Annotated in this window: 9 protein-coding genes; 4 read left to right on the plus strand and 5 right to left on the minus strand. The window is 43.6% G+C overall.

Annotated elements, in window-relative coordinates; genetic code table 11:
- Positions 1–32 precede the first annotated feature (32 nt).
- Entirely contained in the window at positions 33–3,116 is a 3,084-nt protein-coding gene (ppc, locus tag AACX33_RS09515) for a phosphoenolpyruvate carboxylase (protein ID WP_193997623.1), read from the minus strand.
- Between the two features lie 120 nt (positions 3,117–3,236).
- Positions 3,237–3,494, minus strand: coding sequence for a hypothetical protein (locus tag AACX33_RS09520; RefSeq protein ID WP_193997622.1), 258 nt, complete (start codon positions 3,492–3,494; stop codon positions 3,237–3,239).
- 307 nt (positions 3,495–3,801) lie between these two features.
- Between AACX33_RS09520 and AACX33_RS09525 the strand changes: the two genes are divergently transcribed.
- The 3 genes from AACX33_RS09525 (at position 3,802) to psbA (ending at position 9,667) form a co-directional block, all read left to right on the plus strand.
- Positions 3,802–6,825: a DUF1574 domain-containing protein gene (locus tag AACX33_RS09525; RefSeq protein ID WP_193997621.1), complete on the plus strand. Its 3,024-nt coding sequence runs from the start codon at positions 3,802–3,804 to the stop codon at positions 6,823–6,825.
- 84 nt (positions 6,826–6,909) lie between these two features.
- Entirely contained in the window at positions 6,910–8,409 is a 1,500-nt protein-coding gene (locus tag AACX33_RS09530; RefSeq protein WP_193997620.1) for an MBOAT family O-acyltransferase, read from the plus strand.
- Positions 8,410–8,584: 175 nt separating this feature from the next.
- Positions 8,585–9,667: a photosystem II q(b) protein gene (gene psbA, locus AACX33_RS09535; protein WP_089090755.1), complete on the plus strand. Its 1,083-nt coding sequence runs from the start codon at positions 8,585–8,587 to the stop codon at positions 9,665–9,667.
- A gap of 108 nt (positions 9,668–9,775) precedes the next feature.
- Here the strand turns inward: psbA and AACX33_RS09540 are convergent, their stop codons facing one another.
- The 3 genes from AACX33_RS09540 to AACX33_RS09550 all read right to left on the minus strand — a co-directional run bounded on the left by AACX33_RS09540 (position 9,776) and on the right by AACX33_RS09550 (position 12,024).
- Complete coding sequence (locus AACX33_RS09540) at positions 9,776–10,522, minus strand: cobalt-precorrin-6A reductase (protein WP_193997619.1); 747 nt, start codon at positions 10,520–10,522, stop codon at positions 9,776–9,778.
- A 204-nt stretch (positions 10,523–10,726) separates the two neighbouring features.
- Complete coding sequence (hemB, locus tag AACX33_RS09545) at positions 10,727–11,734, minus strand: porphobilinogen synthase (RefSeq protein WP_193997618.1); 1,008 nt, start codon at positions 11,732–11,734, stop codon at positions 10,727–10,729.
- 59 nt (positions 11,735–11,793) lie between these two features.
- Positions 11,794–12,024, minus strand: a complete 231-nt coding sequence (locus AACX33_RS09550) for a hypothetical protein (protein ID WP_193997617.1) — start codon at positions 12,022–12,024, stop codon at positions 11,794–11,796.
- Positions 12,025–12,231: 207 nt separating this feature from the next.
- On the opposite strand from AACX33_RS09550, the gene AACX33_RS09555 reads away from it, so the two are divergent.
- Entirely contained in the window at positions 12,232–13,731 is a 1,500-nt protein-coding gene (locus AACX33_RS09555; protein ID WP_193997616.1) for an aminotransferase class I/II-fold pyridoxal phosphate-dependent enzyme, read from the plus strand.
- Positions 13,732–13,791: the final 60 nt, after the last annotated feature.

Genomic DNA, 13,791 nt, shown 5'->3' on the forward strand with positions numbered 1-13,791 from the left:
CTCCCCTGCTCCCTGCTCTCCTGCCTCTTCGGTCAGCCTGTATTTCTCATCCCGGCGGCAATCCCGTTAATCGTTAACAGTGCGCCTCGCAGTAACTCTCCTTTGCTGTAACGAGAGTGAATCACGCCAGAAGTAGCAGTAATATTCCGGGACTGTCGCAAGCGTTTGAGTAGGGAAACTTGGATGAATCCTAAAGGTACAATTGTACCATTGCGTAACTGCACTGAACGTTGTAATACAGGATCACCATCCAAAAGCCGACTGTGACCAGTAATTTTTAGCACTAAATCTCTAGTGAGATAGAATTCGTTGGCAATTTGCTCAAAAACTTTTTCTAGCCGTTCTTTGTCTTCAGGGTTAGAGAGTTCTTGAACATAGTGATGTGCCATTTGCATATCTACTTTGGCTAAGGTCATTTCTGCTTTGGAAATCACCATTTTGAAGAAAGGCCATTTCATGTAAAAGTAGCGGAGCAATTTCAGGTGTTCTTCTGTTTCCTCTTCCTCATTTAAGAATCCCTGTAAAGCTGTGCCGATACCATACCAAGAAGGCAGCAAAAATCGGGTTTGTGTCCAGCTAAATACCCAAGGAATAGCTCGCAGACTGCTTAAATCTTTCTTTCCAGATGGTCGTCGTGCTGGACGAGAACTGATTTGTAACTGGCTAATTTCTTCTATGGGGGTAACTTGGTGAAAAAAGTCGATGAAATCTGGTTGCTCGTAAATGAGTGCGCGATAATGTTGACGCGATCGCACTGCTAATTCTTCCATAATCTCATTCCAAGGTTCAATATCATCAAACCCGGTGCGTAATAGACTGGCTTGAATTACAGCCGTGGTAATGGTTTCCAGATTATACAAAGCTAAATCCAGCAACGAATATTTAGAAGCTAATACTTCCCCTTGTTCAGTAATCTTAATCCGCCCATTAATACTGTGTCCTGGTTGCGCCAAAATCGCCTCAAAAGCTGGGCCGCCTCCTCGTCCCACAGAACCCCCGCGTCCGTGGAAAATCCGCAAACTCAGACCATATCCTTCCGCGATTGTCTGGAGTGATTTTTGGGCTTTATGAATTTCCCAGTTGCTACTTAAAAAACCAGAGTCTTTATTGCTATCAGAATACCCCAGCATGACTTCTTGTAAGTTAGGGGTGAGGGGAGAAGCCGTAGTCGGGACAATCGGCAATGAAGAACCTTCTTGCTGAATGGCTTTGAGTGCTTCATAGCCACCTGCTAATAAAGCCCGATATAGCGGGAGTTCAAATAACTGCCGCATGACGCTTCTAGAGCGTTGTAGGTCTTCTACTGTCTCAAATAAGGGAACAACCTGAATAGTCCCCACAGCCACCACCGGGTCAAAAAGTCGGGATTCTTTGGCTAAGAGTAAAACTTCCAAGACATCGCTAACTTCCCGGCACATACTAATGATGTAAGTTTGGCAGATGTTGACACCAAACTCCTGCTGTAGCGATCGCAAGATTCGGAAAGTTTCAATCACATCGTTGGTTTTTTCCGAAAATGGCAATTCTGCGGGAATTAATGGTCGCCGGGTTTGCAGTTCCCCAGTTAGCCAAGCCACTCGCTGTTCTTCCGATAGCTCGTTATAGGATTGGGGTAAGACTTGCAGATATTCCAGAATCTCATTTAAAGCATCAGAGTGTCGCGTTGATTCTTGGCGGATATCCAACTGAGTCAAGTTAAAGTCAAAAATTTCTACTTGACAAATCAGCGTTTCTAACTCCCGACAGCTTAAACCAGTTTCAGTCAAATTACGTTCAATTAACCGCAATTCTGCCAAAAACTCCGACCCCGAACGATACATGGGGGAGTCTTCCTTGGGTGACTTTTCGTGGTTATACAAAGCTACATTGCGATCGCGACTATTTTCCAACCGTCTCAGCACATAAGCCAGTTTCAAGCGATAGGGTTCTTGGCGATAACGCAACGCCAGTGCATCGTACACATCACTTAACTGCGACTGATCCATCTCTAAAGATTCCAGCAACTCTGGTAAGACATCGCTCCAGTGCATCGATACACTCAATAATTCAATCAGCTGCTTTACTGATTTAATGTATCTTTCCAAGACCATTTTCCGCTGATAGCAAGCTGTCTGCCAAGTGATTTCTGGTGTAACTGATGGGTTACCATCGCGATCTGAACCTACCCAGGAACCAAAAGAGCAAAAGTTTTTATGGGGCGGTTCTAGCCAAGTAAATGTCTGACCCAGAGCATATTTTAAGCGCTTATAAAGTTGAGGAATACCATCAAATAACACTTCTTGGAAATAGTGTAAGGCATAATCAACTTCATCCAGCACTGTGGGTTTGAACTGGTGGAGTTCATCTGTCCGCCACCACAGGCGAATTTCTTCCAGCAATTGTTCTCGCAAATCCGCTGCTTCCCAAGGATATCCGCCCAGGGTGCTTTCAGTGCGGTTTTCTACTACATCCAGTTTTTGCAGCAGGTTTACCACCTGTCTTTGTTTATCGCGGATGGTGTGACGCACTATTTCCGTCGGGTGAGCTGTAAACACCAAACGCACATCCAGATGCGAGATCAGGCGTTGAATTTGTTGCGGTGGCACATTCAGCTTGAATAAATGGGGAAACAGAGTAGCAAAAGTACCTTTTTGTTTTCCCATTGCTTTGGTAACCCAACTTTTTGATAGTAGGTCTAGTTCTTGATTCACAGGAACGGAATCATCTTCCTTTTGGTTGGAGGAGTAAGAAGCGTTTGATAACCTCTCCTCCTGAATGACCGTTTCGGCTTCCCCCTCAGAATAGCGGGTTAATTGCTGACGTTGTTCATATTCCTGCTCTATGATGTTAATCAACTGGAAATACAACGCAAAGGCGCGAGCTGCTCGAATTGCCTCGTTGATGTTCAGTTGTTCAATCAACTTAACGGCAGATGCAGCTTGGTCATTTGTGGCTTGTCCTTCTGGCGAACACAAATCGCGCAATTGTCGCAATAGATCCACCATCGTTTGACCGCATTCTTGCCGGAGTACTGATTCCCACAATTCCTCTACTACTTGGAGACGATGACGCAAAAATAATTCCGACGCAGGGTAGAAATTCGCTGCATGAGACAAACTGTATAAAGTAGAACCCATAATTTCTGCTCTTGTAAGCTGATTACTGTTTACATCGTAGAGACGCGATGATTCGCGTCTGTGCAAGGCAATTAATTCTCAAGGTCAAACCATGAGTCTTTTAGGATTTAAGTATATTTTTTAACTTCTTTCCCCGCCTCTGGCGCTTGTATGCAAAATGTTGTCATCTGGAAACGGGAGAATCGGCAGGCGATCGCCTCGAAATAATTCTTCACTGGCTTGCCCCATAGATTCTAGGGCTTTTACTGTAGCCTTTTCTGTGGTGAGCAGCAGTAGTATAGACGCTGTACCTATTTGTAAGAGGAAAGATTGGGGAATGCTCAACAAAGGTAGATGGAATCCGGTATTGTCTGAGGACTTTTGGGTAGTAGGAGTCATTGCTAATTCTTGGTTGTTGGCAAATGAGTAAAAAGAAACGCGTGCATTCAACGTTTGTGCGACTTCCAGACCTACTTGTCTATTTTGGCCGATTTTGCAAGCCCACAAGGTAACAAAATTGTTAAAAAAAAACTGCCAAGTGTGATAGACCTATGTTTCTAGTTTACAAGTTTACAAGTACAAGCCCCAGGGTTTCCCAGACCTGAATAGAAACGCAATTAAACGCGTCTTTACCAGAAAGTCCTGAGTTCATGTTTGATTCACCAATGACCAATGACCAATAACTAATGACTAAAGTTAACTGCCCATGAAAACAGTATTACTAGATAGTCAGAAATCACTAGTGCAGTGGGTAAGCCAAGCCACAGGAATCAACTCTTTTGGGGTAAAAGTCCGGTTGCGGGGAAATGACCTACACATTCTTTGTGAAGGTTCAGAGTTTCCTCAACGCTGGCGCACTCTGTCTGACTTGCTTCACGCGCTACAGCAAACAGATTTGGATCTTTTAACTAGTAACGAACAACCCTCAATATACCAAGTATTTGTCTATGGGCGGAAGAAAGGGGAATATCGACCCAAATGGTGTCATCGGGTTTATTTAAACCAGATAGAACGGCATCTAGAACAGGTAGAGCAAGTCCTGGAAGACTCGGAAAAATCCGCTTCTGTGGGTGGATCTCTGATTCTTTCTAATGAAAATTTGGCACGTCGAGGAGACCCCAATGCCATTGCCCGCTATCTCAGCGAAACTCTCAGTCCGTTAGGTGTGTCGGTACAGGTGAAAATCCAGCAGTATCAGCCAAAAGATAGCAATCAAGCGGTAGTGAATCGCCTGTGGATCTTTTGTCAGTCTAGCTATAGCCCCGATTCATCATTATTAGCTGAACCAGTAGCCCAGCAGTTACGAGATTTGAAACTGGTCGGCTACCAAGATGCGGTGATTGTTTCCCAAGTCAGTGGTGAAGCAGTATCTGATTGGCTGCTGAGAGTGGATCTGCGACCGCCAGAAATGATGCTCAAGGACTGGGCCAGGTGGGGAGACGTGCAGGCAATCACCAGGCTATTAAGCTCGATATTGTCAGAGTTAAAGGTGGCCGTACAAGTTTCTCTCAAAGAATCAACCTTACATATCTTTTGTACCCCGGCTGTTGACCCGTTAAACACTGCCCCAGCGCCAGATAAAGCCCAATGTTTAGAGAGAATTTCCCGCCACCTAGAAGCGATCGCTCCCCAAGGTATTCTGGCTGCCACTGTGTACGGAAAAACCACTTCAGATCAGCAACCAGCTTGGATTGACTGGCTAACTTTACCTGCTAGCGAACATCCAGCCCTAGCCCCATTACCCTTTGAGTTAGCCAGTGATGGGGATCAACCAGCAATTACTTTTTTACTAGAGCGTTTACTCAATCTTGATCTGGATCGGCGTTTAAAGACAGGTGGTATTCGTGTTCTGCTGCTACGCAAAGGTGACTTGTTGCATATTATGTGTGATGCGACCATTTGCCCAGCTCGCTCACAAGTAGCTCATAAAGTCACCCAGTTTTTGCGACAGTTAAAAATTCCCGGTATTGCCGGGGTGCGCGTCTACGGTCGCCGTGCTGGTAATAAGGAACCATTTTGGCATGATGGCGTAGATTTAGTAACACGTCAACGTTTAGTTCCAGAAGCCACCCCAGAATTTGCTGCGACTGCGGAATATGTTAATGAGCTGTTAATTGGTACAAACGAAATTAATCACATTTCGACAATTAATCAGCCCGTTTTGCGTCATGATTTAACTTCCGAAGAAGTTCAAAATTTTGTTACAGAAGTTGCCAGAGATTGGACAACAACTGCGATCACCACAGTGAAAAAGTGGTTAACAGGAACGCAGATATTTACAGAAAGTGGTGAATCAGTCATCCAGAATCCTGATAGTCAAGGGCTGAAGGTAGCTCTAGTTTGGGGTACGTTGGGTTTATTGCTGACTGTGCAAACTGATTGGATTTTGAATCATATAATTACTCGCCCGACACCAAGTTCACCACAAGTAACTAGTGTTTCACCCTCATTGAGTTCTGAAGCCAACCAGAATCAGAAATCAGGATTTTTGACTAGCAGGTCTGGGAAGCAATCTTCTCAGAGTCAAAAAGATGTCTTTAATAATTCTGGGTTTACCCAAGAGGACGATGGCCAAGAAAGGATTTTAAGAGCAGGACCACTGAAAGAAAGAGCCAACGCCGCAGCAATTTTATTAGCAGCGCGATCGCCAATACCCAGTTTCAATTCTCGCCAATTAAACGAACAACTAGCATTGTACAAACAGCGAATTGCTGAAAACGGTAAACCAGCAGATGTATTAATTATTGGTTCCTCCCGCGCCTTGAGAGGAATTGATCCGGTAGTACTTTCTCAGACTTTAGCAAATCAGGGTTATCCCCATCTTGACGTATTTAATTTTGGCATTAACGGTGCGACAGCACAAGTTGTAGACTTGATTATTCGTCAGGTGCTAGAGCCAGCGGAACTCCCAAAACTCATTCTGTGGGCAGATGGTTCCCGTGCCTTCAATAGCAATCGGGAGGATATCACCTTTAAGGCGATCGCCGCATCAGAGGGTTACAAACAGGTATTGCAAAAAGCCTTCACATCTGCAAATAGCGATGAATCGCGGCAAAATTCCGCCAATTCTGCATCTCAGCCGCCAGTAGGAGAAAAACCCAAAGTTAACAGTTATCAAGCAGTAAATGACTGGTTAAATCAGGTATTATCTGGCGTTTCGTTGAGCTATCAAAGTCGTGATCAAGTTCAAACTTTATTGCAGAAACAACTGCTTTCATTGCCTTTAGTTAAAGAAACTCAAACTATAGGGTCACAAACAGAATTAAATCCTGATAATTCTGAACTAGATACTACCCAGCAAGCAGTAGATTTTGATGGATTTTTAGCTTTATCCGTGCGCTTCAATCCGATAATTCACTATCAAAAGCACCCTAGAGTTGCAGGTAACTACGACAACGATTATAAAGATTTCCAGATAGCAGGTGAACAAGATGCAGCTTTTGAAGAAATTTTACAGTTTACCCAGTCTCGGAATATTTCTTTAGTATTTGTTAATATGCCCCTGACCTCTGATTATTTAGATCCAGTCCGCACAAAATATGAGCAAGAATTTCAGCAACATATGTTATCCCTCTCAAGCAAGCCCAAGTTTATATATAGAGACTTAAGCCAACTTTGGCCAAAAAGCAATGATTTCTTTTCTGACCCCAGTCACCTCAACCGCTTTGGAGCATACGAAGTATCTAAAAGGTTGGCTAATGATCCGATGATTGCTTGGCCGACAAAGTAAGACGTGGAGAGATAAACATTTCAAGGAAATAACCCAGAACCAATGATGACTAATGACCAATGACTAATAACTAATAACTAAAATATGAACTTTATATCAATTTTCTATGGAGTGTTTTTGCTGAGTGTACTGGGAATTTACTGGTCTGTAGCTAACCATAAATTGCGGATGTGGACGTTGCTGATTGCTAGTCTGGTTTTCTATGGGTCTTTGAATGTTCAGTACATTCCTTTATTATTGGTACTGACTTTTATTAATTTTCGTGTGGGGCTAGAGATTGGCAACAATACCACACACGGAAAATATGCTGTTGACTGGCAACTTTCTAACGAAGAGTGGCAATTTGCCCAAACCGATTGGAATCGTCGTCGGCTCAAGTTATTGTGGCTGGGTGTAAGTTTAAATGTTTTATTGTTATTGAGCTTTAAATATCTACCCGCTTTCTTTAAATATGTTTTTAATCTGCAAATCAATTCACCAGATTCTGCCTTTAAATTAATTGCACCTTTGGGGATTTCATTTTTCACTTTTGAGTGCATTGCTTATTTAGTAGATGTTTATCGTGGTGCGCCAGCTACTAAACACTTCCTCAAATTTGCTACCTATAAATTATTCTTTGCTAAACTGATTTCTGGCCCAATTACTCGTTATCACAACCTATCATCTCAATTGCAGAAACCACACTTCCCCTCTGCTGAGGGCGTAACAGAAGCACTGTGGTTAATTTCTCAGGGCGCAGTCAAAAAAGGAATTTTGGCAGATAACTTGGGAATTTTTGTTGATTTATGTTTTGGCAATCTACAACGGGCGGGTAGCACTGATCTGTGGTTGGCGACATTTGCCTATGGCTTACAGTTATATTTGGATTTCAGTGGTTATGTAGACATCGCTCGTGGGAGTGCTTTACTCTTCGGCTTAGTTTTACCTGAGAATTTCAACTTTCCTTATTTCAGCACCAGCATTGCTGAATTTTGGCGGCGCTGGCACATGACTTTAGGCGATTGGTTACGAAACTATGTCTATTTTCCTTTGGGTGGTTCGCGTCAAGGCTTGACTCGCACCTGCTGGAATTTGTTTATTGTGATGCTAATCGCTGGGATCTGGCACGGTTCAGCCTGGGGTTTTATCGTTTGGGGTATATTCCACGGTTTAGCGTTGGGGCTGCATCGACTCACAGATGTGATTAGCGATCGCTTTGAAACTTTGACACATTTCTGGCAAAATCCTCTGGGTATAGTTGTCGCTTGGTTTTTAACCCAACTGATGGTTTTTATCTCTTGGATTTGGTTCCGCCTCCCCAATCTCCAGGATTCTGCTTGGGTAATTCAGCACCTCTGGGGTCATTCTGCCGATGCCCAGTTTTTGCAGAAAGTTTATGTAGAATCCTTGAATATGAACCAATATCAGCTGACTTCGTTGCTGGTCATCCTAGCTCTATTTATGAGTATAATTTATGCCTTTAATAGCAGGCTGAAGTTAGAGTTTAACTGGCCTGTAAAGCTGGTCTTTGTACCGCTATGCCTTTACTCAGTGTGGTTATTAGCTCCTGACGGGAGCTTACCTTATATTTACTTTGATTTTTAACGGTCAGGGCAGTTATTTAGCCTTTATTGGCAACTTAATATAAGTAAATGTAATGTTTGTAGCAAATTTGATAACAAAATTAATACTTTACAAAACGTAAATTCATGTTAAGTTTATTAGGACAGACAAGCAAACGATGCGTCTGATTCATTAAAAACATATCGCAATCATAGAAATGACTACTACCTTACAACAGCGTCAAAGCGCTAACGTATGGGATCGCTTCTGCGAGTGGATCACCAGCACCGACAACCGGATTTACATCGGTTGGTTCGGCGTTCTCATGATCCCAACCCTACTAGCTGCTACCACCTGCTTCATCATCGCATTCGTAGCTGCTCCTCCAGTAGACATCGACGGTATCCGCGAACCAGTAGCTGGTTCCTTGATTTACGGAAACAACATCATCTCAGGTGCAGTTGTTCCTTCCTCCAACGCGATCGGCTTGCACTTCTACCCCATCTGGGAAGCAGCTTCCTTAGATGAGTGGTTGTACAACGGCGGTCCTTACCAATTGGTAATTTTCCACTTCTTGATCGGTTGCGCTTGCTACCTGGGTCGTCAGTGGGAACTATCTTACCGCTTGGGTATGCGTCCTTGGATCTGTGTAGCTTACTCTGCGCCTTTGGCTTCTGCTACCGCAGTATTCTTAATCTACCCAATTGGTCAAGGTTCATTCTCTGACGGTATGCCTTTGGGTATCTCCGGAACCTTCAACTTCATGATTGTGTTCCAAGCAGAACACAACATCCTGATGCACCCCTTCCATATGTTAGGTGTAGCTGGTGTCTTCGGTGGTTCATTATTCTCCGCAATGCACGGTTCCTTGGTAACTTCCTCCTTGGTACGTGAAACAACCGAAACCGAATCACAAAACTACGGTTACAAGTTCGGACAAGAAGAAGAAACCTACAACATCGTTGCAGCCCACGGCTACTTCGGTCGGTTAATCTTCCAATACGCTTCCTTCAACAACAGCCGTTCACTTCACTTCTTCCTAGCTGCTTGGCCTGTAATCGGTATCTGGTTTACCGCTTTGGGTATCAGCACAATGGCGTTCAACTTGAACGGTTTCAACTTCAACCAATCAGTAATTGATTCTCAAGGTCGCGTCATCGCTACCTGGGCTGACGTAATCAACCGCGCTAACTTGGGTATGGAAGTAATGCACGAGCGCAACGCTCACAACTTCCCTCTAGACTTGGCTGCTGCTGATGTTGCTCCTGTTGCTTTAACTGCACCTGCTATCAACGGTTAATCATTAAGTTTAGCTGAATAAGAAACGCCTCTCAGAAATGGGGGGCGTTTTTTATGTTGGATTTTTTCTCACGCAGAGGCGCAGAGGCGCAAAGGAAGAAATACTGAGTCACGGATGCAAGTGCTGTAATAGCCACTCTAAAACTTCATCTATGTCTGTGGCTTGTTCTCCTGGTGGTATAGGGGGACGGTTTACCATTACAACTTGGAGTTTTAGTTCCCGTGCGGCAATAATCTTGGCATAAGTGGCATCACCACCGCTATTTTTGCTGACAATGGTATCAATTTGATGGTGAATCAGGATTTCTCTCTCATTATGGAGGTGAAAAGGCCCGCGATCGCACAACAATATTCCCGGCGGTACTAAGGCATTTGGCTCAGGCGGGTCAATCATCCGCATCAGAAACCAAATTTGATTCAGGTGAGCAAAAGTACCGATTTCTTGCCTACCAATGCTTAAAAAAACCCGTTTTGATTGATTTTCGAGAACAGCTGCGGCAGATTTTACACTATCAACTTCAATCCAGCGATCGCCATTTACTTTTTTCCAAGGTCGGCGGATTAACTTCAAACGGGGGATTTTGACTTGCATTGCAGCATCGGCCGCATTCAAAGCAATCTGATTAGCAAAGGGATGGGTAGCATCGATCAACACATCGATTTTCATCTGATCTAGATAGTTAGCTAGTCCAGCCACACCACCAAAACCCCCAATTCGCAAATCGCCTAATGGGACTGAAGGTTTACTGGTGCGACCGGCTAAAGATGAAATTACCTCAATTCCCTGGATATTCGCAACTTTGGTGGCTAATTCTGCCGCTTCTCCGGTTCCACCCAGAATTAAAACTCGCATCATTTGATTTTTTCTGGGTTCCGTATCCAAAGCAACAATAACTTTCTTCCCTTCTTCCTTTGTGTACTTTGCGCCCTTCTCCCAAAGGGAGAGGCTAGGGCCAATGCGGTTCGTTAAAAATTAGAATTAGGCATTTCCTAGAAATAAATTCACGAAAGAGACGAACCACAGAGGCGCAGAGAACGCAGAGAAATAAACAACAGAGGTTTATACCAACATTAAAGCCACTTCTTTGGCAAAATAAGTCAAAATCAAATCAGCACCGGCTCGTTTCATGCTGGTTAAAGTTTCCAAAATTATTTTTTTCTCATCAATCCAACCCATCCGTGCAGCAGCTTTAATCATGGAGTATTCGCCACTAACGTTATATGCTGCTACAGGCAGATGTGTGGCGTTGCGGACTTGATGAATAATATCGAGATAAGCGAGGGCAGGTTTAACCATGACAATATCTGCTCCTTCAGCTATATCTAGTTCTATTTCCTTCAAAGCTTCTCTGGCATTACCTGCATCCATTTGGTAAGTCTTTTTATCACCAAATTTCGGTGCAGAATCTAAAGCATCCCGGAAGGGGCCATAATAGGCAGAGGCATACTTAGCAGAATATGCCAAAATTCCCACATCAATGTAGCCTTCTGCATCTAAAGCGCGACGAATTGCGCCGACTCTGCCATCCATCATGTCGGAAGGTGCAACAAAACTTGCCCCAGCGGCTGCTTGGGAAACGGCCATTTTGACCAACACTTCCACGGTGGGGTCATTTAAAATATTACCCTGGTCATCGATTAAACCATCATGCCCATGATTCGTGAAGGGGTCAAGGGCAACATCAGTCATGATAATAATTTCGGGAACTGCTTCTTTGATCGCTTTGACAGTTCGCTGTACCAGTCCATCTGGGTTAAAGCTTTCAGTACCAGTATCATCTTTTAGCTCTTCTGGAACTACGGGAAAAAGTGCGATCGCATTTATTCCCAAATCATAAACTTCCTTAATTTCTTTTAACAATAAATCTAAGGAATAACGATAACAATCAGGCATAGAAGCTATCTCAACTTTTTGCCCCTCTCCCTCAGTCACAAACATGGGATAGATGAGGTCGTTAACGCTGAGAGTTGTTTCCCTGACCATGCGTCGTAAAGTTTCAGTCCGGCGCAGACGGCGAGGACGGTAACGAAGTACATCGTTTGTATCAGAGGAATTGATAGATGGCATAATCGACGACTAGATAATATTTACGATGATTATACTCTTACAAAAATCCATTCTGATCGTTACATTTCTTGGTAATACTGCATCTCAATCCAGACTCGCATTTCTTCTTCAGAGCCAAAACAAGCAGAACGGCCTGTCATGGGATTATAGGCTCGCCAAGTAATATGACCAGAGCGATCGCTTTTTTGCCAAACTTGCAATTCCGAACTGGCTGACAGTGCATTAACTAATTTTTGCCAAAATATTTGCCGTTTTGACTCTAGCCGCCACCATACTTCAAGTATCTGCATAAAAATTTCTTTCCACACTTATACTTTCTAGATTCCCTTGCTCATAGCTGCGTGAGAAGGTACAGATTTAGCCAATTTAGTCTGGTACAGTAGCGGCATTGCTAACTGTTATAGTCAAATTCAACACAACTGTACTGGTTAAAACTCAGGAAAATCGCTTATATTGCCTGTATTCTCCTGCTTTCGTCTTTAAGGAAGGGTGGCGCTGTGATTATTCCCTTAGATCGGCACTCACAAAACCCTATTTATCGGCAAATTCGCGATTATTTAAGTCGTTTGATTCAATCTGGAAAAATCACGACTGGTCAAAAACTGCCCTCAATTAGGGCTTTGTCCGAAAGTATTCAAGTCAACAAGTTAACTGTAATTGAAGCCTATAGTCTCCTAGAAGCCGATGGACTGATTCATGCTCGCCAAGGTTCAGGATATTTTGTTAACTCTACCATTAGCTCTAGTTTTACCTTCCGGTCACACTTCGCCCCAGCCCAAGAGGTAATAATTTCTCAAGGGGGAGAATCATTTTCAGAACAATATACAGCTTCAATTCAGGCGCGACGGCAACGAGATATGATTGATTTCAGTTCAGGTTTTCCCCATAATCCTGGTTTAGCAAATCTCCAACGAATTGCCAAACGTGCCTTAGCTAAAGCCGGAGATATCCTCTTTAAAGAAGACTTTCCTCAAGGACAACTTCTGCTGCGACAGTTGATTGCTCAGATGTTAGTGCAAACAGGATTAGCTGTTTCTCCCGAAGAAATCATTATTACCACTGGTTCACAACAAGCATTATCTCTAGCGATGCAATATTATCTCCAACCAGGGGATTGGGCGATTGTGGAGACACCAACTTATCATGGTGCATTGGGCATTCTGGAAAATTTGGGCGCTAAAGTCATCGGAATTCCCATGACTGCACAGGGAATGAATCTGGAATTACTGGAGCAATATCTCCACAGTCACCGACCAAAATTAATTTATACCATCAGCACTCTACACAACCCCACAGGAATCACAACGAACCAGGAACATCGCCAAAAATTACTGGCATTAGCACAAGAGTACGAATGTCCGATTTTGGAAGATAATGCTTACGAAGGTTTAAATTTTGAACCTGTTCCGGCTCCCATTAAAGCAAGCGATCGCCACAATTTAGTTACGTACATCAGTACATTCTCCAAAACCCTGATGCCTGGATTAAGAGTAGGTTACATGGTGGTCACAGGTGAACATCATCAGCATTTAGTCAAGCAAAAATTACTTAATGACTTGCACGTTTCTACGGTATCTCAGGCAATTGTCAGCGAGTTTTTAGGATCAGGACATTACCGCCGTCATCTGAGTCGTTTACGCACTAGTAATTTGCAAGGACGGAACATGATGCTGCAAGCACTAGAGCATTATTTTCCTGATGCGATTGCCTCTGGCACTGCGCTCCGCGCAATCGCCTGGACTATTCCCAAAGGTGGTTTATTTTTGTGGATTCATCTCCCAGACCATTTACCGATTCAGGCAATTTGTCGAGAAGCCTTATCTCACCATGTCCTCGTTGCCAATGGTGCCGTATTTTTTCCAGGAGGCGGTTATCAAGCAATGCGGTTGAACTTTTGCCACACAGCAGCAGATATCGAGCAAGGAATTGAAATTCTCGGTCGCCTAATTAAAAAATATCTCACTCCCAATGTCGTAGGGGCAAGAATTTGTAGTTAAGGAAACAAAACATACAATAAACCCCGTAATTAAACTACGGGGAGCAAAGCTAAGGGCAAA

It is taken from the genome of Nodularia sp. LEGE 04288 (assembly GCF_963896525.1).
GTDB lineage: Bacteria > Cyanobacteriota > Cyanobacteriia > Cyanobacteriales > Nostocaceae > Nodularia.